The organism is Polyangium sp. 15x6 (assembly GCF_029960785.1).
Taxonomy (GTDB): Bacteria; Myxococcota_A; Polyangia; order Polyangiales; family Polyangiaceae; genus Polyangium.
Genome location: NZ_JASBQE010000022.1, coordinates 98,105 through 121,811 on the forward strand (window position 1 = coordinate 98,105; position 23,707 = coordinate 121,811).

At 69.5% G+C, this 23,707-nt stretch carries 23 protein-coding genes; 13 read left to right on the forward strand and 10 right to left on the reverse strand.

Going from position 1 to position 23,707, the window contains the following annotated elements; translation table 11 throughout:
* Positions 1-16: 16 nt before the first annotated feature.
* Positions 17-883, forward strand: a complete 867-nt coding sequence (locus tag QHF83_RS18445) for a class II glutamine amidotransferase (protein WP_282419175.1) — start codon at positions 17-19, stop codon at positions 881-883.
* Between the two features lie 31 nt (positions 884-914).
* Here the strand turns inward: QHF83_RS18445 and QHF83_RS18450 are convergent, their stop codons facing one another.
* Together QHF83_RS18450 and QHF83_RS18455 are read right to left on the reverse strand one after the other, a co-directional pair.
* Complete coding sequence (locus QHF83_RS18450) at positions 915-1,109, reverse strand: hypothetical protein (RefSeq protein ID WP_282419176.1); 195 nt, start codon at positions 1,107-1,109, stop codon at positions 915-917.
* The gene (locus tag QHF83_RS18455) at positions 1,106-1,456 is read right to left on the reverse strand and encodes a hypothetical protein (RefSeq protein ID WP_282419177.1); all 351 of its coding nucleotides are present in this window, start codon (positions 1,454-1,456) and stop codon (positions 1,106-1,108) included. Before QHF83_RS18455 ends, QHF83_RS18450 begins: the two co-directional genes overlap by 4 nt.
* Before the next feature lie 58 nt (positions 1,457-1,514).
* Between QHF83_RS18455 and QHF83_RS18460 the strand changes: the two genes are divergently transcribed.
* Genes QHF83_RS18460 through QHF83_RS18470 form a run of 3 tightly spaced genes read left to right on the forward strand, consistent with a single transcriptional unit; the run spans position 1,515 to position 4,118 of the window.
* Complete coding sequence (locus QHF83_RS18460; RefSeq protein ID WP_282419178.1) at positions 1,515-2,786, forward strand: glutamate-5-semialdehyde dehydrogenase; 1,272 nt, start codon at positions 1,515-1,517, stop codon at positions 2,784-2,786.
* A 19-nt stretch (positions 2,787-2,805) separates the two neighbouring features.
* Entirely contained in the window at positions 2,806-3,669 is an 864-nt protein-coding gene (gene rsfS, locus QHF83_RS18465) for a ribosome silencing factor (protein WP_282419179.1), read from the forward strand.
* A gap of 11 nt (positions 3,670-3,680) precedes the next feature.
* Positions 3,681-4,118, forward strand: coding sequence for a 23S rRNA (pseudouridine(1915)-N(3))-methyltransferase RlmH (locus QHF83_RS18470; protein ID WP_282419180.1), 438 nt, complete (start codon positions 3,681-3,683; stop codon positions 4,116-4,118).
* 166 nt (positions 4,119-4,284) lie between these two features.
* Here the strand turns inward: QHF83_RS18470 and tatC are convergent, their stop codons facing one another.
* The 3 genes from tatC to QHF83_RS18485 are packed head-to-tail and all read right to left on the reverse strand — an operon-like array spanning position 4,285 to position 6,818.
* Positions 4,285-5,145 (reverse strand): twin-arginine translocase subunit TatC, encoded by an 861-nt coding sequence (tatC, locus tag QHF83_RS18475; protein WP_282419181.1) that lies wholly within the window; start codon positions 5,143-5,145, stop codon positions 4,285-4,287.
* Positions 5,142-5,672: a Sec-independent protein translocase protein TatB gene (gene tatB, locus QHF83_RS18480; RefSeq protein WP_282419182.1), complete on the reverse strand. Its 531-nt coding sequence runs from the start codon at positions 5,670-5,672 to the stop codon at positions 5,142-5,144. The genes tatC and tatB overlap by 4 nt, the downstream gene beginning before the upstream one ends.
* 9 nt (positions 5,673-5,681) lie before the next feature.
* Positions 5,682-6,818: a radical SAM protein gene (locus QHF83_RS18485; RefSeq protein WP_282419183.1), complete on the reverse strand. Its 1,137-nt coding sequence runs from the start codon at positions 6,816-6,818 to the stop codon at positions 5,682-5,684.
* An 86-nt stretch (positions 6,819-6,904) separates the two neighbouring features.
* On the opposite strand from QHF83_RS18485, the gene QHF83_RS18490 reads away from it, so the two are divergent.
* From QHF83_RS18490 to QHF83_RS18510, 5 genes are all read left to right on the forward strand, one after another.
* Positions 6,905-7,798: a hypothetical protein gene (locus QHF83_RS18490; protein ID WP_282419184.1), complete on the forward strand. Its 894-nt coding sequence runs from the start codon at positions 6,905-6,907 to the stop codon at positions 7,796-7,798.
* A gap of 52 nt (positions 7,799-7,850) precedes the next feature.
* Positions 7,851-9,152 carry a hypothetical protein gene (locus QHF83_RS18495; protein WP_282419185.1) on the forward strand — a complete coding sequence of 434 codons (1,302 nt, stop codon included), beginning with the start codon at positions 7,851-7,853 and terminating at the stop codon, positions 9,150-9,152.
* Entirely contained in the window at positions 9,152-10,531 is a 1,380-nt protein-coding gene (locus tag QHF83_RS18500; protein WP_282419186.1) for a hypothetical protein, read from the forward strand. Before QHF83_RS18495 ends, QHF83_RS18500 begins: the two co-directional genes overlap by 1 nt.
* Before the next feature lie 10 nt (positions 10,532-10,541).
* The gene (locus tag QHF83_RS18505) at positions 10,542-11,633 is read left to right on the forward strand and encodes a hypothetical protein (protein ID WP_282419187.1); all 1,092 of its coding nucleotides are present in this window, start codon (positions 10,542-10,544) and stop codon (positions 11,631-11,633) included.
* Positions 11,634-11,761: 128 nt separating this feature from the next.
* The gene (locus QHF83_RS18510) at positions 11,762-12,961 is read left to right on the forward strand and encodes a serine/threonine-protein kinase (RefSeq protein ID WP_282419188.1); all 1,200 of its coding nucleotides are present in this window, start codon (positions 11,762-11,764) and stop codon (positions 12,959-12,961) included.
* Between the two features lie 316 nt (positions 12,962-13,277).
* Here QHF83_RS18510 and QHF83_RS18515 read toward each other — a convergent pair whose 3' ends face one another.
* Genes QHF83_RS18515 through QHF83_RS18535 form a run of 5 tightly spaced genes read right to left on the reverse strand, consistent with a single transcriptional unit; the run spans position 13,278 to position 18,684 of the window.
* On the reverse strand, positions 13,278-14,759 hold the full coding sequence (locus QHF83_RS18515) for a methyltransferase domain-containing protein (RefSeq protein WP_282419189.1): 1,482 nt from the start codon (positions 14,757-14,759) through the stop codon (positions 13,278-13,280).
* Positions 14,760-14,766: 7 nt separating this feature from the next.
* The gene (locus QHF83_RS18520; RefSeq protein ID WP_282419190.1) at positions 14,767-15,417 is read right to left on the reverse strand and encodes a transaldolase family protein; all 651 of its coding nucleotides are present in this window, start codon (positions 15,415-15,417) and stop codon (positions 14,767-14,769) included.
* Between the two features lie 51 nt (positions 15,418-15,468).
* On the reverse strand, positions 15,469-16,107 hold the full coding sequence (locus QHF83_RS18525; protein ID WP_282419191.1) for an HAD-IIIA family hydrolase: 639 nt from the start codon (positions 16,105-16,107) through the stop codon (positions 15,469-15,471).
* Positions 16,104-16,721, reverse strand: a complete 618-nt coding sequence (locus tag QHF83_RS18530; RefSeq protein ID WP_282419192.1) for an SIS domain-containing protein — start codon at positions 16,719-16,721, stop codon at positions 16,104-16,106. The genes QHF83_RS18525 and QHF83_RS18530 overlap by 4 nt, the downstream gene beginning before the upstream one ends.
* A 58-nt stretch (positions 16,722-16,779) precedes the next feature.
* Positions 16,780-18,684 (reverse strand): potassium transporter Kup, encoded by a 1,905-nt coding sequence (locus QHF83_RS18535; RefSeq protein ID WP_282419193.1) that lies wholly within the window; start codon positions 18,682-18,684, stop codon positions 16,780-16,782.
* Positions 18,685-18,895: 211 nt separating this feature from the next.
* Between QHF83_RS18535 and QHF83_RS18540 the strand changes: the two genes are divergently transcribed.
* The 4 genes from QHF83_RS18540 (at position 18,896) to QHF83_RS18555 (ending at position 23,336) form a co-directional block, all read left to right on the forward strand.
* The gene (locus tag QHF83_RS18540; protein ID WP_282419194.1) at positions 18,896-21,319 is read left to right on the forward strand and encodes a PAS domain-containing protein; all 2,424 of its coding nucleotides are present in this window, start codon (positions 18,896-18,898) and stop codon (positions 21,317-21,319) included.
* 116 nt (positions 21,320-21,435) lie between these two features.
* A complete protein-coding gene (locus tag QHF83_RS18545) occupies positions 21,436-21,633 on the forward strand; it encodes a hypothetical protein (protein WP_282419195.1) in 198 nt (65 codons plus the stop codon).
* A gap of 84 nt (positions 21,634-21,717) precedes the next feature.
* On the forward strand, positions 21,718-22,257 hold the full coding sequence (locus QHF83_RS18550) for an RNA polymerase sigma factor (RefSeq protein WP_282419196.1): 540 nt from the start codon (positions 21,718-21,720) through the stop codon (positions 22,255-22,257).
* A 218-nt stretch (positions 22,258-22,475) separates the two neighbouring features.
* The gene (locus QHF83_RS18555; RefSeq protein ID WP_282419197.1) at positions 22,476-23,336 is read left to right on the forward strand and encodes a hypothetical protein; all 861 of its coding nucleotides are present in this window, start codon (positions 22,476-22,478) and stop codon (positions 23,334-23,336) included.
* Positions 23,337-23,707 lie beyond the last annotated feature (371 nt).

Here is a 23,707-nt window from a genome sequence, read left to right on the forward strand (position 1 = left end):
GCTATAACCTGCCCCGATGTGTCGCCTCTTCGGCGTCGTTTCGAGGCACGTCGAACCTCACCCCGAGCCCCTCGCCACGGCCCCCAGAAGCCTCGCGGCGCTCTCGCCCGAGCACCCGCATGGATGGGGGATCGCAGCCCATGACGGGAAATCCTGGGCGATCCACAAGAGCCCCACCTGCGCCCAAGCGGACCCGGCTTTTCGCGCCGTGGCCTCGAACGCCCGCGGGCGTGTCGTCCTCGCCCACGTCCGCAAAGCCACGGTCGGAAAAACCGGCCTCGACAATACCCATCCGTTCCGCAGGGACGCCTGGGTCTTCGCGCACAACGGCACCATTTCCGACGTCGCGTGGCTCGAACGGCGCACTTCGCAATCGCGCAGGCGGGAAATCGCGGGGGACACGGACAGCGAGCGGTTCTTCGCATTCCTGATGACCACGCTCGACGAGGTCGGCGCCACGCACGGAAGCAGGCGCGCGCCGAGCGGCCTGACCCACCGCGCGATCGCCCAAGCCATCGAGGCCGCGACGGACAGGCCCCGGTTCGGCGCCGTCAATTTCCTTTTGAGTGATGGGGACGTGCTTTATGCCCATCGCTTCGGCCGGAGCTTGTACCTCTCCTCCGAGGCGGACGTCGTCCGCATTGCGTCGGAGGTCCCGCACGAGGGCGCCTGGCAAGAGCTCCCCGAGCGCTCCCTCCTCTGCATCGACCGCATCGCGGCCTTTGCACCCGAGGTCCAGGGCTGTGCGCTGCGAAGGGGGGCGGATAGCTACAAACTCATTTCCCCGCATCGACTGCGCTTCGCGCAGTCGATGCCCAGAGGTCCAGGGCTGTGCCCTGGTCCGGGTCGAGGGGCGGACAGCCCCTCGTCGGGTCCGGGGTGAAACCCCGGCGCTACGCTGTGACAGCCCCCTCTCAAGGCGGCGGCGGATCGGCCGGGGCAGGCGCTTCGGCTGGCGGCGCCTGCGTGCCGGGGAGCTCGAAGCTTCGCGGCGCCTCGTACTCGGGCGGCGGGCCTCCGGGCAGCGGCTTCGGCTTCGGCGGGCTGCAGCACGCGCCCGCGGCGAACACGACGAGCGAGGCGAGCGCGGGGACGAACCAGGTCCTCATATCTTGGTCCCCTTCTTCTTGATGTTCGGCGGCGGCGGAGGCGTCGGGGTCGCGGGGCCCTCGAGCTCGTTCTGGGGCGGCTGGCCGAACGGGCTCGGGGGCGCGAGCGTATCGGGCGACGAGCCGTCGATCTTCTGGCGCAGATCGGAGGGTTTGGCAGGAGGCGCCTCCGGGGCCGGGTCGTACTTGGCGCCCTCGGCGCCGGGCGCGCCCATCGGGATCATCGTCGCTGCGGGCGCGGCGCTCGCCGGCCCCTCGTCGTCGTGAGAGCCGCAACCGAGCCCCATGGGCAGCGCCAAGGGCAGGACGAGGAACCAGGCGGGGATGCCGCGCGGGCGAGCCGACACGAGCCCACGCTAGCACGCCCTTGGCCTTGTGAGGCCAGCCGCGTTAGGTTTCGACGCCGTGGAGAGCACCGCAATCCAGACCGAAGAGCTCGTCGAGCTCGCAAAGCGCGCCCGAAAGGCCGCGCGTACGCTTTCGACCGCGTCGCGCGAGGCCAAGGATCGCGCGCTCGCCGCGATCGCGGAGGCGCTGCGCGCCCAGGCCGCCGAAGGCTCGCCTCTGCGCCTCGCGAACGCCAAGGACATCGAGGCCGCGCGCGTCGCGGGTCTCGCCACTGCGCTCGTCGATCGGTTGATCCTCGACGAACAGCGCATCCTCGGCATCGCCGCGGCCGTCATGCAGGTCGCCTCGTTCGAGGATCCCGTGGGCGAGGTGCTCGGCATGAAGCAGCGCCCGAACGGCCTCAGCGTGGGCCAGGTGCGCATCCCGCTCGGCGTCATCGCGATGATCTACGAGGCGCGTCCGAACGTCACGGTCGACGCGGCCGCGCTCTGCTTGAAGAGCGGCAACGCCGTGCTCCTGCGCGGCGGCAAGGAAGCGTCGCGATCGAACGCGGCGCTCGGCGAGCTCGTGCGGACCGCGGTCGCGTCCGCCGGTCTGCCTGCGGATGCCGTGCAGATCGTGCCGCCTGGCGATCGCGAGGGGATTCGCGAGCTCGTGCGGCTCACGGGGATGATCGATCTCGTGATCCCGCGCGGCGGCGAGGGGCTCATCCGCTTCGTGACCGAGCACGCCCGCGTGCCGGTCATCCAGCACTACAAGGGGGTTTGTCACCTCTACGTCGACGAGGGCGCCGATCTCAACATGGCGCTCCGGCTCGTGGAGAACGGCAAGCTCAGCCGGCCCGGCGTCTGCAACGCGCTCGAGGGCTTGCTCGTGCACGAGAGCGTGGCGCTCGCTTTCTTGCCGCGGGTCGGAAAGCTCGCGGCGCAGGGGCTCGAGATCCGCGGCGATCAGGCCACGCGCGCGGTGCTCCCGTCGGCCAAACCCGCGTCCGCCGAGGATTATGGGCAGGAGTTCCTCGCCCCGATCCTCGCCGTCCGGATCGTCGGCTCGCTCGACGAGGCGCTCGATCACATCGCGCAGTACGGCTCGAACCACACCGAGGCGATCTGCACGCGGAGCTACGAGCGGGCGCAGCGCTTCTCCCGGAGCGTCGACGCGAGCTGCGTGATCGTCAACGCGTCCACGCGCTTCAACGACGGCGGCGAGCTCGGCCTCGGCGCGGAGATCGGCATCTCGACGACGAAGCTCCATGCCTATGGAGCGATGGGGCTCGAGAGCCTCACCGCGAAGAAGTGGATCGTCTTCGGCGAGGGGCAAATTCGGTAATCCCGGAGTGAGGTAAAACTTGGCAACGAAGAAGCGATCGGACGGCGGGGGCGAGTCGCCCAAGCCGGCTCGCAGCAAGACAGCGGCGACGAAGACGACGAAGACGACGAAGACGGGCGCGGCGCGTCCGGCGCGCGACGTGGACCCGGGCGAGGCTTCGGGCGAGCGGGACACGCACGTGGCGCCTTCCACGGTGAAGGCGGCGGTGAAGGCGGCGAAGAAGTCGGCCCGGCCGAAGCTCCGCGCCTCGCACGCGAGCGGGCAGGCCGTGCGCGCGTCCGGAGCTGCAAAGACCACCACGAAGCGGCCGGGGCTGCCGCGGCGCAAGTCGGAAGGCGAGCTCCGCGGCAAGCCCGCGCCCGGCGTGAAGAAGGCGCCGCTCGCGGCGCCCAAGCGAGCGGCCGGACGCAAGGCGCCCGTTCCGGAGACGGCCTCGCCGGCGCGCGAGCTCGCGGTCGCGGTGGCGACCGCCGGCCTCGACAAGAAGGCGCTCGGCGTGGAGATCCTCGACGTGCGCGGGCGCGTCGATTACGCGGATTTCCTGGTGCTCATGACGGGCCGGAGTGATCGGCACGTCGGCTCGATCGCCCAGGGGATCGAGGAGGAGCTCGGCAAGAAGAAGATCGCGCCGATCTCGGTCGAGGGCATGTCCGCGGCCACGTGGGTGCTGCTCGACTACGGCGACGTCGTCGTGCACGTCTTCCAGGAGGACGCGCGGCAGCTCTACGACATCGAGGGCCTGTGGATGGACGCGAGCCGGGTGGCCGTGCCCGAAGGCGAGCCGGGCGCGCGGCCTGCCTCGACGCCGGTGAACCGCGCGCAGGCGGACGCGGGCGAGGGGTTCGGTGACGACGAAGCGGAAGATCGGAGCGAGGAAGAGTAGAGCCGGATCGTATGCGTATCGTCGTCGTCGCCGTGGGCCGCGTGAAGGACAAACCGCTCCGCGCGGCGCTCGACGACTATCTCGGTCGCGTGCGTCGGTACATGCCTTGTGACGAGATCGAGCTCGAAGATGCGCCGCCCGCGCGCCTCGTCGAGCTCTTCGCGAAGAAGACCGAGGGCTCGACGACGATCGCGCTCGAGGTCATGGGACGCGCGCTCGACAGCCCCTCGTTCGCCCGGACGATCGAGCGCGCCGGCTCCCGCGGCAAGGGCGTGGTCTCGTTCCTGATCGGCGGCGCCGACGGCATCCCCCCGGAGACGTCGCGCGCCGCGCACGATCGGCTGAGCCTCTCGACGCTCACGTTCCCGCACAGGCTCGCGCGGCTCGTGCTCGTGGAGCAGATCTACCGCGCGATGACGATCCTGCGCGGCGAGCCGTACGCCCATTAGGAGAAGCCGTCTCGCCGGGGTTTCACCCCGGACCCGACCAGGGGCTCTTCGCCCCTGGACCCGAACCAGGGCACAGCCCTGGACCTCGGGTGCAACGGCCGCGATGCGGCCGATGCAAAGCCGCGTCGCGAGGGGCGCGCACTAGAGTATCGACCGGATCGATGTTCTACGCCGTCTTCTGTTTGCTCTTCCGGTACGCCTCGCGCTGGGCCTCCGTCGGCTTCTTGCCGAAGACGAAGGCGAGGCCGATCGAGAGCACGTAGAGGATCAGCATCGGCACGGCCATCACGATCTGGCTCGTGATGTCGGGCGGCGTGACGACCGCGGCGATCACGAACGAGAGCAGGACGAACCAGCGGCCGAATTTTATGAGCTGCAAGTAATTGACGATGCCCGCGAGCGACAGGAACAGGATGAGCAGCGGGATCTCGAAGACGATCCCGAACGCGAGGAGCATCCGCGTCACGAAGTCGATGTACTCGCCCATCATGATGGTCGGCGTGATCGTCACGCCCTGGCCGCCGCCGACGGTGCCGGAGAGGCCGAGGAAGTAGTTGAACGTGATGGGGAAGGCGACGCGCCAGCCGAAATAACAGCCGCCCACGAAGAGCCCCGACGCCGAGAGCACGAAGGGGATCACGAAGCGTTTTTCGCGCGCGTAGAGCCCGGGCGCGACGAAGGCCCAGAGCTGGTAGAAGATGACCGGCGCGCTGAGCACGATCGAGCCGAGCAGCGAGAGCTGGAAGTACGCGATGAACGCGGCCTGGGGCGACTCGAAGTGCAAGGTCGCCTGGTTCGGCAGGCCCTGCGCCGTCCACGCGCCCTTGAACGGCCGCGAGATGATGTCGAGCAGCGGATCGCGGTACTCCCAGGTGAGCACGCAGCAGATCAGGAACGCGACGAAGCAGTAGACCAGGCGCTTGCGGAGCTCGTCGAGGTGCTCCCAGAACGTCATGGGAGTGCCCTCTTCGTCCTCGATCGGAGCGGGCGCCGCGTCCTTGACCGCCTTCGCCTTGGAATCACTCATGACGCCGCGCTCGGCTCCTTCGTGACGACCCGGCTCGTCGGATCGTCGGTCGCCACGACACCCAGCGGATGGTGGGCGAGGGGATCGGGCTGTCCATCCACGTACGGGGCCGCGTCGTCGGGCATCGCGTCGTACGCGTCGCAGCCGACCAGCGGATACTCGCGCTCGCGCAGGATCTCGACCCTCTCCTCGTTCGGCAGAGGCGCGCTCGCCGCGGCGGCCGTCACGGTCGCGGCCGCGGGGGAGGTCGTGGCGGCCTTGGCGGCGGTCGGGACGGCGAGCCTCTCCAGGCCGTCGAGCACGTTCACGTTCGAGAGCGCGCGGATCTCCTGGATGCTGCGGTCGATGCCCTCCTCGCGGAGGAGCTGGTCGATGCCGCTCTGCGCGCGGAGGTCCGTGCTCATGCGGCGGATGCGCGTGACCCACTGACCGGCCGTCCGCATCATGCTCGGCAAGTGCCGCGGGCCCACCACCACGATGGCCACGAGCACGACCATGACCATCTCGCCGAAGCTCAATCCGAACACGCGAGCAAGCTAGCGCGCCGTGGGTTCGGAATCCACCGGGAGACGCCTCCCTCCTCCCTTCCGCACGAGCGGCCGCGCGAGCTGACCACACGCCGCTCCCACGTCGCCCCCGCCCGAATACCGCACGATCGTGCCCACCCCGCGCCCGAGCAGGACCGCGCGGAAGGCCTCGAGGCGGGTCGAAGGCTGGAACGGATCCGGCTCGGTGCCGTCCGTGATCGCGTTGTAAGGGATCAGGCTGAGCCGCGGCCTCTGCCCATGCGCCGCGGCGAAGGAGAGGCACAGATCCGCGAGCGCGGCGGCATCCTCGTCCGCGTCGTTTCGACCGGCGAGCAGCGTGTACGCGAACATCGGCGAGCGGCCCGTCGCCCGCGCATGCTCCCCCGCGGCCGCGAGCACCTCTTCGAGCGGATGCGCGCCTTCGATGGGCATGAGCGCGCGCCTCTGCCCCGGCCGCGCCGAGCCGAGCGAGACGCCGAGCCGTACCGCGGGCACCTCGCGGAGCAGCGTGCGGATCCCGGTCGGCAAGCCCGAGGTGCACACCGTGATGTTGCGCATGTCGATGGCGAGCGCGCTCGGCTCGCTCATCACGCGGATCGCGTGGATCACGCGCTCGATGTTCGCCATGGGCTCGCCCATGCCCTGGAAGAGCACGCCGTGCACGCGAGGGCGGATCCCGGCGGCGACGAGGTTTGCCGGCGGATCCTCTGTGAGCTCCACGCGCACGCGCCGCACCTGCTCGACGATCTCCCACGGCTCGAGGTTGCGGCCGAGGCCCATGCGGCCCGTCGCGCAGAACGCGCACGCGAGCGCGCAGCCGACCTGCGAGGACACGCAGACGGAGAAGCGACCCGGGTGCTCGAGGGGGATGCGCACGGTCTCGATGACGGCCCCGTCGTGCAGGCGAAAGGCGTACTTGACGAACGGATCGATCGCGCTCGCGGCGCGGCTCTCGATGTGGATCGTCGGCACGTGCCCGGCTTCGCGGGCGGCATCGAGCGCGGCGCGCCGGATCGTCGCGGGCGAGCGCTCGGGCAAACCACCCGTTCGATGCACGATCGAGACGATCCGCCGCGCGTCCGTCACGTCGATGTTGCAAGCGCGGGCGAGCTCGTCGGGGAGAATGGCCTGGAGGGCGAGGGGCACGGCGGCATCGTTCTAGTCGAGCGGGACCCTGGACGCACCCGTCTCGTTCTCCCCATCCTCCGCGGATCCTGCTACCTTGCTTGGCGATGATGGATCCGAAGCGCGATGGCCCGTCGATGATGCTCGCGCCGTCCGCCCGGGGGGGAGCCGCGCTCTCGTTCCCTCCCTCGGATCCGCCTCGCAGGTTCCCGCCGGTCGATCAGCACCTCGTCGTCCCCGAGAAGACGCGCGACGAGATGATACGCGGCCGGAAGATCATCGCCCAGCCCGCGCTCGAGCCTCACGGTGACGTGCACGCGAACCTCGGCGCCGTGATCCGCTTGCACGTCCGCGAGGGGTATCGTGCCTCGATCGACCTGCTCACGCGGGTCTCGGAGGGCTCGAACTTCGCCACGGACCTTTCGATCCGTCGCGACGGCACGGATCCCTCGACGGGCAGGCGTCACCTCGAAGAGGTCTCGTTCGAGATCGTGAACGAGCAGGCGCCGGGCGTGGTGCGCGAGAAGGCCGAGGACCTCGCTCTGCGAGGCGTCCGCCGCGTGTTCGCGATCCACGTGAAGCGCGGCGAGGTCTGCGAGTGGTCACGCGAGAAGGCCGCGTTCGTGCCGCTCGACCTCGACGGAATGATCGAGGACCCCTGTTTCATACGGCCGATCCAGGTGCGCGCGCTGCTCGACGGCGCGGCCGCGGAGCGCGAAGCCGCGCGGGCGCTCGAGCGCAAGGGGAACCCGGAGATCCTGGCGATCAAGCAAAGCGCGGAGGAAAAGGGCCGCGAGGAGGGCCGCGAGGAGGGCCGCCGCGAGATGCTCCTCGAAGTCCTGCGCGAGCGCTTCGGCGAGCTCCCGGAGGCCGTGCAGGCGCGCGTGGCGACCGCGACCGGCGCGACCTTGTCCCGGTGGGCGAAACGCTCCTACGCCGCGAGCTCGCTCGACGACGTGTTCGTCGAGGTCGAGGAGGACAGCGGACCGGTTCGTCGCTGAGCATCCGCGCCCTCTTCCTTCCCGCCGTGCATGGGTCTACCGTCGCGCCCGCATGGCCCGCTGCCGCGCCCTCTTCTTCGCCGTCGCCTCGGCTGCCCTCACGGCGCTGCCAGCCGGCGATGCGTGGAGCTCCCCCGAGGACGTGTACGGCTTCGGCCCGCGCTCGATGGCGATGGGCGGCACCGGCGCCGCGCTCGGCCGCGGCTTCGAGTCCGTCTGGGGGAACCCCGCGCTCCTCAGCCTCGAGCATCGACGCGAGCTCACGATCGGCCTGCTCGGCTCGGTCTACGATCTCCGCGCGCCCGAGCGCCTGAACTACGACAAACTCGCGGGCGGCTTCATCGGCGCGGTCTTGCCCGTGCCGTTCGCCGGGGTTTTGAAGGACCGCATCACCATCGGCCTCGGCTTCTTCACGCCCTTCGACCTCATCGTCCGCGGCCGCATCCTCTACCCCGAGACCAAGCAGTTCCCGCTCGCGGATCGCACGGCCTCCGTCGCGGTCCAGGTCGGGCTCGGCGTCGACGTCGGCTACGGCGTCCGGATCGGCGGCGGCTTCGCGGCGCTCGCGGCGCTCACCGGCTCCGTCCTCGTGGCCACCGACGCCTCCGGCCGCATCGGCACCGTCGTCGAGGACACGCTCGTCGCGAGCTACGGCCCCATCCTCGGCGCGAGCTACGAGCGCGGCGCCTACCGCGTCGGGCTCACCTACCGCGGCGAGCTCGTCGGGCGCTTCAACGTCGTCATCGAGGTGAAGGATCTCGGCCAGATCGTCGTGCCTCCGCTCAACATCGCGGGCCTCGCGCAGTACGATCCCGCGCAGATCGCGCTCGAAGTCGCGCGCGTCCGCGGCCCGTGGCGCGTCACCGTTGGCGCGACGTACAAGCGCTGGTCGGCGTATCCAGGCCCCGCCGAGGCCACCGTGCGTTGCCCCGAGATCGACCCGTCCACGGGCGCGCCGGCCGAGGAGCCTTGTGGCGCCCTCACGCCCGCGCCGCTCGGGTACACGGACACGATCGTCCCGCGCCTCGGCGTCGAGCGTGTCCTCTCGCCGAGGAAGTCCGTCTCGATGATGCTCCGCGCCGGCTACTTCCTCGAGCTCTCGCCCTCGCCGGCGCAGACGACCGTCGCGAACATCTACGACAACACCCGCAGCGTCTTCGGCCTCGGCTACGGGCTCGAGCTCGCCGCGCCCTTTCCGAACCTGCGCTTCGATCTCGCCGGGCAGGTGCAGGTCCTCCATCCTCGCGCGCACGACAAGGCCGCGGACGTGCCCGCCACGAATCCCGGCGCGCCGTCCGTGCGCACGAGCGGCGTCGTCGTCGCCGGCGCGGCCACCGTGGGGGTCGGGTTCTGATGACGAAACACGCGCGCTCGCTCCTGCCCACGCTCGCCGCGGCGTGGCTCCTCGTGGCTCCCGAGGCGCATGCGAGCGCGCCCGGCACCTACGGCATGGGCTCGCGCGCCGGCGCGCTCTCCGGCGCTGTCACCGCCGACGCCCCGGACTTCTCGGGCTGCTTCTACAACCCCGCCGGCCTCGTCTCCGCGCCTGGGCTCGAGCTCTCGCTCGGCTACGTCTACGCGGACAACCGCCTCCGCATCAACGGCAAGGACAACGACGTCGCCGACGTCCACGGCCTCATGGCGGGCATCGTCGCGCCCGGCAAGATCCTCTCGCTCCCGTTCGCCTTCGGCATCGCCACGTACATCCCCGACAACGGCCTCTCCCGCATCCGCGCCCTCCGCCAGGAGACGCCGCGCTGGGAGCTCTACAACGACCGGCCCACCATCCTGTTCCTCTCGGTCCACCTCGCCGTCCGCCCGCTCCCGTGGCTCGAGCTCGGCGGCGGACTCGCCTTCCTCGCCGCCACGCGCGGCCGCTTCGGCATCCGCGGCGAGGCCAATGTTTTGAGCCCCTACGACTCGCAGCTCTCCCACGAGGTCGACGCCGATCTCACCTCCATCCGTTACCCCATCGCCGGCGCGCGCGTAAAACTCGGCCGCTTCGGCTACCTCGGCGTCGCCTACCGTGGACAAACCAAGCTCGATCTCGCGCTCCAGGCGAACCTCGAAGGCGTCGTCGACTTCGCCGGCGTCGACGTCCCGCTCCGCTACACCCTCGAGACGCGCACGCTCGACGCCTTCCAGCCGCAGCAGGTCGTCCTCGGTTTGTCCTTCCAGGCCGTGCCCCGCCTCCGCGCGAACTTCGATCTCGGCTGGGTGAACTGGTCGGCCTACGAGAGCCCGACCCCCCGGACCTCCGCCCACCTCGAAGCCGAGCCCCCGCCCGGCGTCGGCGTCGAGCTGCCCGAGGATCCCAAGCCCGTCGTGATCGTCCCGCCCGCGTTCCAGGACCGCTTCGTCCCGCGCCTCGGCGTCGAGTACGTCCTCGCCTTCGGCGCCGAGCGGCGTGTGTCGGGGCGCGACGCCCCTGCCAAGGCCGTCGAGATCCCCTTGCGCGCCGGCTACGCCTACGAGCGCTCGCCCGTGCCGCCGCAGGAAGGGCCGACGAACTTCGTCGACGCCGATCGGCACACGATCTCCCTCGGCGCGGGCCTCGTCCTCAACGCGCCGTTCTCCGTCCTCCGCGGCGCGCTCCGCCTCGACACGCACGTGGCCCTCTCCGTGCTGCCCGAGCGCGTCACGCAGAAGGCGAACCCCGCGGATTTCGTCGGAGACTACCGAGCCGATGGCACCATGATCGCGGGCGGAGCCACGCTCACCGCTTCGTTCTGAGGGCATGACGATGCGCACGGGACACCCGGGTTCGTTCCTCCTCGCCCTCGCGCTCCTGTCCGGCTGCGCCACGCTCGCCGACACCGAGACGGGCGGAGAGAATTTGCCGAACGCCGCCGCCGGCCCGTTCCGCGCCCTTCGCGCGGGCGAACTCGGCAACCTCCGCTCCGCGCCGAATGCCCTCGAAGACGACGAGACCTTTCCCCGCGATCCCGCCCTCCTCGACGCCGACGGTGATCCCGCGACGCCCGCCGTCTTCGGCTACTTCTCGATGACCCCCGAGGTGCCGGGCGAGGACCCCGATCCCACCGCGCCGCCGGGCGCCATCGTCCGTTACGGCGCCGAGGACGGCCGCTCCTTCGATCGCGCGCCGCTCGTGGTGCTCACGCCCGAAGCGCCGTGGGAAGGTGGGACCGTCGGCGCGCCGTCGGTCGTCCGCGTGGGCGACGAGATCTACCTGTACTACGCCGCGGCCGGCGGCATCGGGCTCGCGCGGAGCCTCGACGGCGGCGTCTTCGCGCGGGTCCCCGGCGCCGTCCTCGGGCCCGACGCGTCCGGCTGGGAAGCCGGCGCCGTGCCACGCAGCCCGGGCGTGGTCGTGCTCGACGACGGCTCGCTCCGGCTTTTTTACGAGGTCCCGGGGCCCGGCGACACGGCGCGCATCGGCGAGGCGCGCTCCGACGACGGCGTCACCTGGACCCGCATCGGCGACGGCCCCGCGCTCGCGCCCGCTCTGGCCGGGGAGGGGGCCGAGCCGCCCTACGACGGCGCCTGGGTCGGCGCGCCCGCGCCTGTTCTCGTCCGATCGGCCGAGGGGCGCTCCATTCTGCGCGTGTATTACGCCGCCCGGGACACGCTCGGCCGGGCCGTCATCGGTCTCGCCGCGCGATTCGACCCGGGTAGCGAAAAGCCCCTGGAGCGCGCCGTGAGCCCCGTGTTCGGCAGCGGCAGCTCGCTTGGACCCCACGAGCCCTGCGCCCTCGTGCACCCTGGCCATACATTGCTTTTCTCAACGCAACGCGCGGGCCGTACGAAGGGCGCCAATTATCCGGCGGTGGCTGCCGGCGTGGCACCTGCCGACGTGTCCTTGCCCGCCCCTTGAAACCGAGGGGGCCTGGGCGCGCTTCTTTACTTTGGGCTCGCTGCGTGATGTAACGTCGAGGCGAGTGAGAGAGCCCTCTCCACGTGTCGGCTTGGCCCGACGCCTGGGGACCGCGCCACGGAAGCGAGATGTTGGAAGGAGACCAGATCACTCCCAAGATGCGGCTCTCGAGGCACCTCGGGCAGGAGGGCAAATCCCAGGTTTGGGTCGCCGAGCACGTGGGCTTCGGCAAGGACGTCGCCGTCAAGCTCATGGGGCGCGCCTTGTCCCGCAACTCCTCGCCCCTCCACCGCTTCCAGCGCGAGGCGGACGTCGCGGCGCGGCAGATCAAGAGCCCGCACGTCGCGCAGATCCTCGAGCACGGCCTCACGCGCACGGGCATGCCCTACCTCGTGATGGAGCTGCTCGAAGGGGAAGACCTCGGCACCCGCATCGCGCGGACCGGCCCGATGTCCCCCAGGGACGCCGTGCGCCTCGTCTCGCAGCTCGCCAAGGGCCTCGGCAAGGCGCACCTCCTCGGCCTCGTCCACCGGAACCTGAAGCCCGGCAACATCTTCCTCACCGAAGGCGAGAACGGCGATTTCGAGGCCAAGGTCCTGGACCTCGGCCTCTCGGTCCGCGCAGGCATCTCCTCGATGGGCCGGACCACGAGCGACGCGACGCACATGATCTCGCCCGAGTTCATGAGCCCGGAGCAGATCTTCGGCCAGAAGGACGTCGATTTCCGCGCCGACCTCTGGGCCCTCGCAGTCCTCGCGTATTTCGCGCTCTCCGGCCGCGTCCCCTTCAGCGGCGCGAACCTCGAGGGCTTCGGCAACGCCATCGAGGAGGGCCGATTCGAGCCGGTCACCACGCTCGTGCCCGGCCTCCCGAGCTCGGTCGACTCCTTCTTCGCCAAGGCCCTCCAGCGCGACCCCACGGCGCGCTTCTCGGCGACCAAGGAGCTCGCCGACGAGTTCGATCGCGCGCTCGGCGTCGAGGGCGAGGAGCGCACGAGCCGCACCTCGTTCCCGCTCGTCACGAACCGCAGCTCGTCGCCGGGATCACGGTCGTTCGGCGCGACCACGTCCACGGGCTCGATGCGCCGGCCCAAGCTCTCCTCCCTCAAGGAGATCTCCGATCGCATCCCGGCCGAGGTCCGGGACGCGGCGTTGCGCCCGCCCGAGGTCTTGCCGGTGACGGTCACGCCGGACGAATCCCGCAAGAGCTCGGCGTTCCTGATCGTCCTGCTCGCCCTGCTCGGCATCGGGACCATCGTGGCTGGGCTGTCGCTCCTCTCGGGCGACAGTACGCCCCCCCAGCGCACGGCGCCGACCGCGCATCCTTGAGAGGATGCGCGTGCGCGGGGCGTTGCCCCGCACCCCAGCAGGGGGCTGTCCGCCCCCTGCACCCCGGACCAGCGCAAGCGCTGGACTCGGGGTCGATGAACTGCGCGATGCGCAGTTCATCGAACAGGCCGTGGCAAGACCATGAGCGGCGTTGCCAGTTGAAACAGCAGCGCTGCCGTACGTGCTGGCGACGTCTTCCCTGTCGACAGCGCGCATCGCGCGCTGTCGCCCCGGGTCCAGCGCTTGCGCTGGTCCGGGTGCAGGGGCGGATAGCCCCTGCTGGGGTCCGGGGTGAAACCCCGGCGCTACGCTGCGCCTACCGGATCTCGTACCGCGACGAACCGCGTTTTCCCACGGGGAGCGCGTTCACGAGCCGGATCATCGTCCAGACCGTGCCGGCGATCTTCCGGAGCTTCGATTGCCCCACGCGCTCCTGGTAGTCGATGGGCATCTCCACCACCCGGTAGCCGCATTTCGCGGGGAAGAGCAGCGTGTCGATGGGCAGCGCGTCGCCTTCGCCGTCGAAATCGAACGCGCGCACCATGCTCGATCGATACGCCCGCATGCCGCTGTGCACGTCACAGGTCGGGATGCCGTGCATCACGTGCGCGAGGGCCGCGAACGACCGGTTCGCCACGTAGTTCGGCAGCGGCATGGCCGCGGGCCGCGTGCGCGTGCGGGCGCAGTTCACCACGTCCACGCCCTCTTCCTCGACGAGCTTGCGCAGCACCGGGATGTAATCGGCTGGATACGTGAAGTCGCAGTCGAGGTAGATCAGGAGATCGCTCTCGGCCGCGGCGCTGTACATGAGCAGCTCCATCGCCGGCCCGTGCCCGCGCGGCGGGATCTGCCTGAGCACGCGCGCGCCGAGCCTCGCTGCGATCTCGGGCGTCCGGTCCGTCGAGCTGTCCACGCAGAGGATCTTGGCGTCGGGCGCGACCCTGCGGATCTCGCCCATCATCGCCTCGATGCTGTCTTCCTCGTTCATCGTCAACATGCCGACGGTCAAGCTGAGCTTGCGTGCCTTCGGCGGCTTGCGGGCGACGTACACGTTCTGAAAGGACAAAAGCTCCGGCGCGCGCGCCGCCACCACGTCCTCCACTGGGCGCACGAGCCCCTGGTAGAGCTTGTACGGCAGCGACTTGCGCAGGCTCTCCGGATCGGGATTCCCGCCCGGCGCGATCGCCCGCTGCGTCGAGAGCACCACGTCCTTCGCGGCGCGCACGAGCATCGGGTTCTGCTCCATCCGCAGCACCTCGAGCCCCGCGTGCTCCAGCATCTGCCGGCCCGTCTCGCGCGTGAAGAAGCGCAGGTGCGAGTCGTCGAGGATCCCGCTCTGCGTGTACTCGAACTTCCCGGCGAGCAGCCCGAGCCGCACCGTCCACGCCGCCACGTTCGGCAAGGACACGATCATGTGCCCGCCGTCCTCCAGGTACGGGAGCAGCCGCCGGATCACCGCGATCGGATCGGCCACGTGCTCCAGCATGTCGGCGAACAAGAGGAGGTCGAAACTCCGACCGGCGAGGCCCTTCGTCACGGCCTCGTCGCTGGTCACGTCGATGGCGAGCACCTCGTCGAGCCGCGACTTGGCCCGCTCGATCGAGGCCGGGACGATCTCGATCCCGGTCACGTGCGCCCCGCGCTTCTTCGCGGCCTCGCCGTTCAGGCCCACCCCGCAGCCCACGTCGAGCACCCGGCGCGGCCGGCCGATGGCGCCTACGAGCGCCATGTTCTGCTCCTCGACGACGTACTTCGTGTTCGTCTCGCCCTCGGCCTTCGATGTGCCGTTTGCCGTCACGGCGGGGCTACTTAGCACGGCTCGCCCAGGCTGCGTTGAACTCGCGGATCGTCTCGTCGGTCTTCGGGTTGTGCAGCATCTTCCGCAGGATGGCCGGCGGCACCGTCACCACGTGCGCCCCGTGCGCGAGCGACTCGTTCACGTCGAGGATGTGCCGGATCGACCCCACGATGATCTTCGCCCCGAGTTTTTCCCTGTCGAGCTGCGCCCGCGTTTCCGCGATGACGGGCCGCACGTCGTAGCCCATGTCCCGCACCCGGCCGCTGAAGATCGACACGTACGTCCCGCCTGCGAGCGCCGCTAGGTAGGCCTGGTTGAAGCTCATGATGCACGTCACGTTCGTCTCGATGCCCTGCGACGCGAGCGCGTGCGTCACGCGCAGGCCCGCCTCGCCGAACGGCACTTTGATGACGATCCGGCCCGGCGCCCACGTGTGGTAGCGGTGGGCCTCTTCCATCATCGCGCCCTCGGACTCGCTCACGAGCTCCACGGAGACCGGGCCCTTCGAGGCGGCGACCACCTCGCGGATGCGCTCTTCGAGGTCCACCGCCCCGGCTTCCCGCGCGAGGATGAGCGGGTTCGTCGTGACCCCGGCGATCACCCCCCAGGCGAAGATGTCCTTGATCTCCTTGGGATCCGAGCTGTCGAGAAAGAGCATGTACACTCCGAGCTGCGCGCCCGGCGGGCGCCGGGGGCCGCGGAGCATAGATCAGCCCGGCGCCGTGGCGAGCGAATCTCGGAGGCGCCGGGCGAGCTCGTCGAAGCGGCTCGCCGACGCGTCCGGCCGGAGGAGCGGGATGTCGTCGAAGCCCCCGCGCACCGGGCACATCTCGCAGCGCCCCCACTCGAAGAGGAGCCCCGCGCGAAGGCCCGCCCCGCGCGCCGCCAGCACGTCCACCGCCGCGTCGCCGACCATCCACGAGCGCGCCGGATCGAGCCCGAGCGCCTCCACGAGCGACAGCAGCATCCCCGGCTTCGGCTTGCGGCATGCGCAGTCCGTGGCGAGCGTCGGGTCGCCGCCCGGCCCGCCTTCGGGGTGATGCAGGCATGCGCGCACCGCCTCGATGCGGATGCCCTCGCGGGCGAGCGCGTCGACGAGCGCATCGTTCGTCCGGGTGATGGCGCTCTCGGGGATCTGGCCCTTCGCCGCGCCGGGCTGGTTCGTGGCGATCGCCAGGACGAACCCGGCGTTTTGCAGGAGCGCGAGCCCTTGCACGACGCCGGGCAGGAGGCGGACGTGATCGGGATGGAAGGCGCTCACCACGGCGCCGAGCTCGGGGTCGCGGACGAAGTCGATGAGCGTCCCGTCGCGGTCGAGGATCACGCCGGGGCGCGCGGGCCCGTTCATGCCTCGGCCACCATCTGCCGCAGCCGCTCGCAGATCAGGTGGTGGTAGACCTCGTGGAAGCCCTCGACGTGCGGCGTCGACGTGTGCCCGCCGGAGGTCCGCGGCACGATGATCGACGCGTCGGCCATCTGCCTGAGCGCGCCGCCGTCGTAGCCGACGAGCGCGACCACCTTGCCGCCGTGCTTCTTCACGAAGTCGGCCGCGGCGACCAGGTTCTGCGACCAGGGCCCGGCCTTGTCCGCGCCCGAGCCGCCGTGGACGCTCAGGCAAACGAGCACGTCGCCCGGGCCCATCGAGCCATCGAGCTGCTCGAGGAAAATCCGGTTGAAGCCCACGTCGTTCGTGAGCGCGCTGATGAGGGCCGCGTTGTCGCAGAGCGAGCGGCACTTGAAGCGCTTTTTCCCTTCCGCCCAGGTGAACTTCGCGATGTCGCAGGCGAGGTGGCTCGCGTTCGCGGCGCTGCCGCCGTTGCCGCAGGTGTAGATGGTGCGGTCGTTTTTCCAGGCGTCGAAGAGGATGTCGATGACGGCCGTGAGGTCTTCCCGGCTCGTGCCGAGGGCGATCTCGGCCGTCTCGCGCAGGTAGGTGTCGACGAAATCGTGGGTGGACGGCATGGGGGCGTCGTTCTAGCGCAGAGCTCGGACCCTGGGGAGGGGGCGCGCCTTCCTGGCTTCACAGGTTGATCTGCATCCCGAACTCCACCACGCGCCCCGGCGGCAGCCCGAAGTACATGGTCGCGGGCCGCGCGTTCCGGGAAATGAAGGCGAAGAGGCCTTTTCGCCATCGCATCATCTTCGACCGGCCCGTGGGCAGGAGCGTCTCGCGGCCGAGGTAATAACTCGTGCGTTTCAGGTCGATGACGAGCCCGTGCGCCTTGCAGGCGAGCAGCACGCTCGGCACGTGGGGCGTCTGCATGAAGCCGTAACGCGCCCGCACCCGATAAAAACCGTTCCCTTTGTCGATGATGCTGATGCGCTCCTCGGGCGGGATCTCGGGGACGCGCTCGTTCGTCACCGAGAGCAAGACGACCTGCTCGTGCAGGACCTGGTTGTGCTTGAAATGGTGGAGCAGGACGGGCGGCGTCCCGTGCGGGTTCGAGGCCATGAAGACGGCGGTCCCGTGCACGCGGAACGGCTTGATCCGGCCCACGTCGTCCAGGAATTGATCGAGCGGCAGGAGATCGGCCTTGAAGGCCTCGCCGAGGATGCGCCGGCCTGTCTTCCAGGTCGTCATCACCGTGAAGATGCCGAGGGCCATGACGACGGGGAACCAGCCGCCATGGAGGAACTTGGCCGCATTTGCTGCGAAAAACGCGATGTCGATGGCCAGGAAGACCAGGACGGGCGGCAGGGCTTTCCAGAGCGGCCAGCTCCAGCGCTGCCGCACCACGAAGAAATACACGATCGTGGTGATGGCCATCGTGCCGGTGACCGCGATTCCGTAGGCCGCCGCGAGCGCGCTCGAGGTGCGGAACGTGAGGACCAGGGCCACGCAGAGGACGAGCAGGGCGCGGTTGATCTCCGGGATGTAGATCTGCCCCTCGGTGTGCTTCGAGGTGTGGACGATGCTGACGCGCGGAAAATACCCGAGCTGCACGGCCTGCTGGGTGAGCGAGTACGCCCCGGAGATGAGCGCCTGCGAGGCGACGATCGTGGCCGCCGTGGCGATCGCGACGGTCGGCAAGAGGGCCCAGGACGGGACGAGCTCATAAAAAGGATTCGTGGCGGCGCCGGGCTTCGCGAGCAGGAGCGCCCCCTGGCCGAAATAATTGAGCAGCAGCGCGGGCCAGACCACGAAATACCACGCGGCGCGGATCGGGCCGCGTCCGAAATGGCCCATGTCCGCATAAAGCGCCTCGGCGCCCGTGATGCAGAGGACCACGGAGCCGAGCACCATGAATCCGTGACTGCCGTGCAGGACGAAGAACTGCACCGCGTACCGGGGATCCACGGCGGCGAGGACCGACGGGTTCGCCGCGACGTATCTACCGCCGAGCAGGGCGATCGTGATGAACCAGACGAGCGTGATGGGTCCGAAGACCTTGCCGATTCCCCCGGTGCCGTGTTTCTGCGCCAGAAACAGGGCGACCAGAATGGCGACCGTGAGCGGCACGACGAGCGGGCGGAGCTTGTGGGTCGCGACTTCGAGGCCCTCCATGGCCGAGAGGACCGAGATCGCGGGGGTGATGACGCCGTCCCCATAAAGCAGGGCCGCGCCGAAGAGCACGAGGAGGACGAGCGGCCCGGTGGGATTGCCTTTGCGCGGCGGGACCAGGGCGAGCAGCGCCATGATGCCGCCGGAGCCTTGGTTGTCCGCTTTCATGATGAACGTGAGATACTTGATCGTCACGACCATCAGGAGGGTCCAGAAAACCAGCGAAAGGACCCCGAGGACGTTCTGCGGCGTGGGCTCGACCCGGTGCGGCGCGGACGGGCTGAAGCACTCTTTGATGGCGTAAAGCGGGCTCGTACCGATATCACCGAAGACGACGCCGAGCGCGCCGAGGACCAGAGCCGCGCGGGGGGCATGGGCCACGTGCGCGCCGGGCTGAGCAGCCCTCGAGAGTTCGTCTGTCATCTTGGCCAGTAGGTAAGGCCAACCGAGCGGAGAGGCGAGCGAGCGATGGGCGGAAACGACGCGGGCGTATGCCCGTCACGGATTGGCTGTGTCCTCGACGGGCCGGTCGTTATCGCTGGACCATGCGGCAGCGCGCCCCGACGCCCGCTCCCGCCTCCGCTCCCGCTGCACCAAATACCTCGAATGCGGCCCCGTGTGGCCAGAGGGAACGATGGCGGACGAAGCACAGCTCGATCGGTCCCCCGATGGGCCTCCGCGGCTCGGGGCCTTTCTCCGATCGAGCGGCGAGCGGATCCTCCGTGAATGGGTCGACCGCGCCCGCGCCTTGCCGGACGCGCAGACATTGCCACACGGCGTCTTGCGGGATCACATGCCGCACATCCTCGAAGCGCTCGCCTGCGCCCTCGAGCCGGGCGAGCACGCGGGTTGCGCCAAGAAAAAACGCGCCCCGGACATCCACGCCCTCGCGCGCCTCGAAGTGGGGTTCGATTTGCGGGAGGTGATGGCCGAGTATGCCATGCTCCGCCGCTGCGTCCTCGAGCTCTGGGCCGAGGAGATCGGGGATCTCGCGCCCATTCGCGACGTTCTGGCCTTCGATCGGGCCATCGACGAGGCGGCCCTTGCGGCCGTCGCGAAATACACCGCCGCGCGCGAGCGGACCCTGCGCGCGCTCGACGCCATGTCCAATGCGGCGCTGAGCAGCCAGGGCATCCAGAACTTCCTCCATAGCTTTTTCGTCGCTTTGCGCGAAACCTCGCCGATCGTCGATTCCGCGGCGATTTACGTGGTCGAGGGCGAAGACCTCGTCGTCCGCGCGGCGTTGGGCCCTGCGCAGGAGGCGTCGCTGGGGACGCGGGTCTCTCGCGGCCAATGCCTGGCGGGACGCGCCGTGCTCGCGGCCGCGCCGATCGACAGCGTCGATACCCGCGTCGATTCTCGCGTGAGCGCGGCGATCGACAAGGGAAAAGTCCGCTCGGCGTACGCGGTCCCGCTCGAGATCGGGGGCCGCGTCGCGGCCGTGATCGTGATCGGCGCCGCGACGGCGCGGGCTCTCTCCGACGAGGATCGGCTCATCGTGCGCGCGCTCGCGGCGCGCGCGGCTGCGATCCTGGCGCTCAAGCAGAGCCACGACGAGACCCGCGCCGCCCTCGCCGTGCTCTCGACGTTCATGGAATCCTCGCCCCTCGGCCTCGCCTTTCTCGATTGCGATCTGCGCGTCGTGCGGGTCAACACGGCGATGGCCGAGATCCAACGGAGGCGAATCGAGGAGTATCCGGGGCAGCCTTTCCGCGAGTTCGTGCCCCCGCCGATCGCCCCGGAGACCGAAAAGATCCTGAGGCAGGTGCTCGCGACGGGCAAGCCCCTCCTCGGGCGAGAGGTCTTCGTGGAATGGCCGCCCGGCAGCAGCCAGCGCGCTGGATTCAGCAGTTATTTTCCGGTCCGCGGCCCCGACGACACGATCCTCGGCCTCGGCATCGTCGTGCAGGACATCACCGACAAGAAGGCCGCCGAACAGGCGCTCCGCCAGAGCCAGGCCGCGCTCCTGGAGAGCGAGCAGCGGCTCCGGATCGTCGTCGACAGCTTGCCGTACCTCATCAACTTCGTCGGCGCGGACGAGCGGTATCGGCTGAACAACAAGGCCTACGAGGTCTGGTTCGGCGTGCCGCCGGCGGAGCTCCGGGGAAAACGTGTCGTCGAGGTGATCGGCGAAGAGAATTACCGATGGGTCAAGCCGCTCATCGATCGCGCGCTCCGCGGCGAGACGGTCGAGCGCGAATTACCTTTCGTGTTCCGAGGCGGGCGCCGAGGATTCGTTCATCTCGTGTTCGTCCCGCAGCTCTCGGCCGATGGGCGGGTCCTCGGCTACGTATCGCTCGCCACGGACATCTCGGAGCGAAAGCGGCGCGAATCGGAGGATCGGAGCCGGCTGGAGTTCGAGCAGCAGCTCATCGGGATCGTATCGCACGATCTCCGCAATCCGCTCACCGCGATCACGCTCGCGGCCACGGTGCTCCTGCGCCGGGAAGACCTCGACGCGCGCGCCACGAAGACGGCGGCGCGGATCCTCGCCTCGGCGGAGCGCGCCGTTCGATTGATCCACGATCTGCTCGATTTCACGGCCGCGCGCCTCGGCCGAGGTATCCCGATCGCGCCCCGCGAGGCCGATTTTCATGCGGTCGTGGCGGGTGTGCTCGACGAGGTGCATGTCGCCTTCCCAGAGCGAGCGTTTCGCGCGGAGCACGTGGGCGACGGTCGAGGGGTTTTCGATACGGACAGGGTCGCGCAGGTGGTCACGAACATCACGAGCAATGCCGTGCAATACGGAACGGCCGGGACGCCGGTGACGGTGCGGACCGAGGGCACGGCGACGGAGCTCGCGCTTTCCGTGCACAACCGCGGTCCTGCGATTCCCGACGCGATCCGGCCGAATCTATTCGCGCCGATGCAACGTGGCGACGTGCCGGGAGATCCGCGGAGCCGGAGCGTGGGCCTCGGGCTTTACATCGTGAAAGCGATCGTCGAGGCCCACGGCGGCCGGATCGAGGTGCGCTCGACGGAGGAAGAGGGAACGACGTTCGTCGTGTGGATCCCGAGGCAAGCGAAGGTCACGAAGGAGCCGGGTCTCCCCGGGTAAAACGTGATCGGGCGGGGGAGGGGTCTCATCGGGGACCGTGGAGCCGGGGCGCTGCCCCGGGCCCCGCGGGGGCTGTTCGCCCCTCGACCCGAACCAGGGCAAGCCCTGGACCTCAGGTGGAAAAACTGCGCTGCGCGCAGTTTTTCCAGCAGGCCGGTGGCAAGACCGTGGAGGAGCGTTTCAAGCTGAACCGTCAGCGCCGCCGGTTGGGTTGGCAGGGGGTGAGGGAATTTCAGCGAGGGCGTGGGTTCTCCCGCGACTCCCGCGACGAACCAATCCGCTCTTTTGCCATTGCCTCCGACCTCAATTCATGAGACAAAGCAAGCGACGCCAGCCGGTGCTGGTAACACCGGCTGGCGTCTGACCCACGACACCGCGATACCCGGAGCCATGAGCTAATGGTCACGATACCCGTCCATCATCCGCCGGCAAACTTTTCTGCGTCGCACGCCTTGCTCGGCCGCCTTTACCTCGAACACCGCGCTTTCCTGCGCCGTCTCCTTCTCGTCCAGGCGGTCCCTCTCCGCGACGTGGAGGATGTCCTGCAGGAGGTTTTCATCACGGTATGGCGTCGCCTCTCGTGCCTGGTCACGCCGGAGCAGGCGCGCCCGTGGTTGGTATTGATCGGGCTCAACCATGCGCGCAATCATCGCCGGCTCGTGCGATGCGAGCGTGAGGTCCTCGCCGGCTGCGCGGAAGACCTTCCCGAGCAGGAAGACCGGACCACGCCGGAGACATATCTGCATGCGATGTACGGCATGTTTCGGCTCAAGCGATTCCTGGAGAAGATCGGCCCGCGCCTCCGGGCCGCGGTGATACCGTTCCTGGAGGGGAAATCGATCACGGAGATTGCAGCGTCGCTCGGCATCAAAACGAAGGCCGTCGATGGTCGCCTGCGTCTCGCGCGAAAGCGTTTGGAGATGCTCGCGCTCGCGTGACTTCCGTTTGCGCAAGCGCACGCGCCTCCGCCTCCGCCCCTGCCTCCGCCGCCGCCCCCGCTCCCGCCCCCGCGCACCGTGACGCCCGCGTGCACGTTGAAGCCCGACACCTCCGCGGCCCACGGGCCCTTGCCCGCAGCGCGGAAGCGAGCGTCATCGAGCGCTAGCAAGATGCCGCTTGTCCCCGACAGCATCAATTCGGTACATTCCGCGGCCTGATGGACACGGCAGCGACGATCGCCACAGAATATGCTCACCAGCTCGACGCGGCCGCCCTCCGCCGCGCGCGCATCTTGGTGAGAGGCACCGCGGAGCGCTTCAAGACGCTGGACGGCAGCACCAACTACATCCTTGCGTGCGCGAGCGAGGCCGCGCCGGAAGTCGTGGCGGCGTCGGCCACGAACACGTTTCGCGCCTACTGCAGGGCGCTCTGGAGCGAAGACTTTGCGCTCGAACAGCGGTGGGCCGACCGCACCACCAACGACGCCATCGACGAGGCATTCACGAGGCTCGATCGCAGCGGTATCGTGGCGATGCAGAACGTCGGCGGCACCCAGGCGATGGGATGGGCCGAGGTCAACGCGCGTATTGCCTCGCTCGGGTCGAAGAAGAAGAAGGTGCTCGGCGCGGTCTTCTACCACTCCCAGGATGTCGAGCGCGGCGTCGAAGGCGAGGGCCTCCTTCTGACGTTCGGCGCGCTGGACGGGACGGACGAGAGCGCCTCCGCCGTCGCGAACGCCGTCCTCGACGCCCTGCGCGCCGAGGGGGTGGCCTGCGAGTGGAGCGGTGAAATCGACGCGCGCATTCGCATCGCGCCGTTCGCGTGGAAGAAGCGGAGATGGACGAAGCCTCCGGAGAGGCAGGCTCCCGTGCCGTGGCGGACATTCGTGCATCCCGACGGGCGCGTGTGGTCGGTCGCGGGATTGAACAACCGCGTCTGCGTCCGGATGAGAGACATAGACGGCGACATCCTCGAGCGTCAGACGGCGTCGAAGGACATCGCGACCGACGTGGCTGCGCTGACCAACGAGCAGCTGGCGGAGGGCTTCACGCCAAGTGGGTCGTCGATGAGGATTTGACGACGCGCGCCGGAGCCAGAAGTGGCGGGAGAGCATGCCGCTCTTGCGCAGCACCGCTTCCGCCTCCGCCTCTCCGTTGGCGTCGCTCAGCCCCCGTCGGGCGATGAGCAGACACAGGCGCTGGCGGCGGGAAAGAGCACCCAGCAGGCCCATTCGCCGCTTTCACAGCTACACAGCCATTGATCGAGCGGCGACGACAGACCTCCGGGGGCCGGCGGCATCCCGCAACAATCGCGCGTGTGTCCCGCTACGCAGACCTCGTCACCGATGCACGCGCCGCACGGAAGTGCCTCCCATGTCTGCACCCCGCATGAGGGCGCTGACTGTGCTCCCGACGTGTAGGCGTCGAACTTCGCCGGCGCCGGTTCCCA

Bases quoted from the DNA above. Each gene is read 5' to 3' on its own strand.
- QHF83_RS18520 (WP_282419190.1), bottom strand. From the start codon at position 15,417: ATGCTCTTTCTCGACAGCTCGGATCCCAAGGAGATCAAGGACATCTTC.
- QHF83_RS18500 (WP_282419186.1), top strand. From the start codon at position 9,152: ATGACGAAACACGCGCGCTCGCTCCTGCCCACGCTCGCCGCGGCGTGG.
- QHF83_RS18535 (WP_282419193.1), bottom strand. From the start codon at position 18,684: ATGACAGACGAACTCTCGAGGGCTGCTCAGCCCGGCGCGCACGTGGCC.
- QHF83_RS18470 (WP_282419180.1), top strand. From the start codon at position 3,681: ATGCGTATCGTCGTCGTCGCCGTGGGCCGCGTGAAGGACAAACCGCTC.
- tatC (WP_282419181.1), bottom strand. From the start codon at position 5,145: ATGAGTGATTCCAAGGCGAAGGCGGTCAAGGACGCGGCGCCCGCTCCG.
- QHF83_RS18505 (WP_282419187.1), top strand. From the start codon at position 10,542: ATGCGCACGGGACACCCGGGTTCGTTCCTCCTCGCCCTCGCGCTCCTG.
- QHF83_RS18530 (WP_282419192.1), bottom strand. From the start codon at position 16,721: ATGCCGTCCACCCACGATTTCGTCGACACCTACCTGCGCGAGACGGCC.
- QHF83_RS18445 (WP_282419175.1), top strand. From the start codon at position 17: ATGTGTCGCCTCTTCGGCGTCGTTTCGAGGCACGTCGAACCTCACCCC.
- QHF83_RS18525 (WP_282419191.1), bottom strand. From the start codon at position 16,107: ATGAACGGGCCCGCGCGCCCCGGCGTGATCCTCGACCGCGACGGGACG.
- QHF83_RS18450 (WP_282419176.1), bottom strand. From the start codon at position 1,109: ATGAGGACCTGGTTCGTCCCCGCGCTCGCCTCGCTCGTCGTGTTCGCC.
- QHF83_RS18510 (WP_282419188.1), top strand. From the start codon at position 11,762: ATGTTGGAAGGAGACCAGATCACTCCCAAGATGCGGCTCTCGAGGCAC.
- QHF83_RS18540 (WP_282419194.1), top strand. From the start codon at position 18,896: ATGGCGGACGAAGCACAGCTCGATCGGTCCCCCGATGGGCCTCCGCGG.
- QHF83_RS18495 (WP_282419185.1), top strand. From the start codon at position 7,851: ATGGCCCGCTGCCGCGCCCTCTTCTTCGCCGTCGCCTCGGCTGCCCTC.
- QHF83_RS18490 (WP_282419184.1), top strand. From the start codon at position 6,905: ATGATGGATCCGAAGCGCGATGGCCCGTCGATGATGCTCGCGCCGTCC.
- QHF83_RS18550 (WP_282419196.1), top strand. From the start codon at position 21,718: ATGGTCACGATACCCGTCCATCATCCGCCGGCAAACTTTTCTGCGTCG.
- QHF83_RS18555 (WP_282419197.1), top strand. From the start codon at position 22,476: ATGGACACGGCAGCGACGATCGCCACAGAATATGCTCACCAGCTCGAC.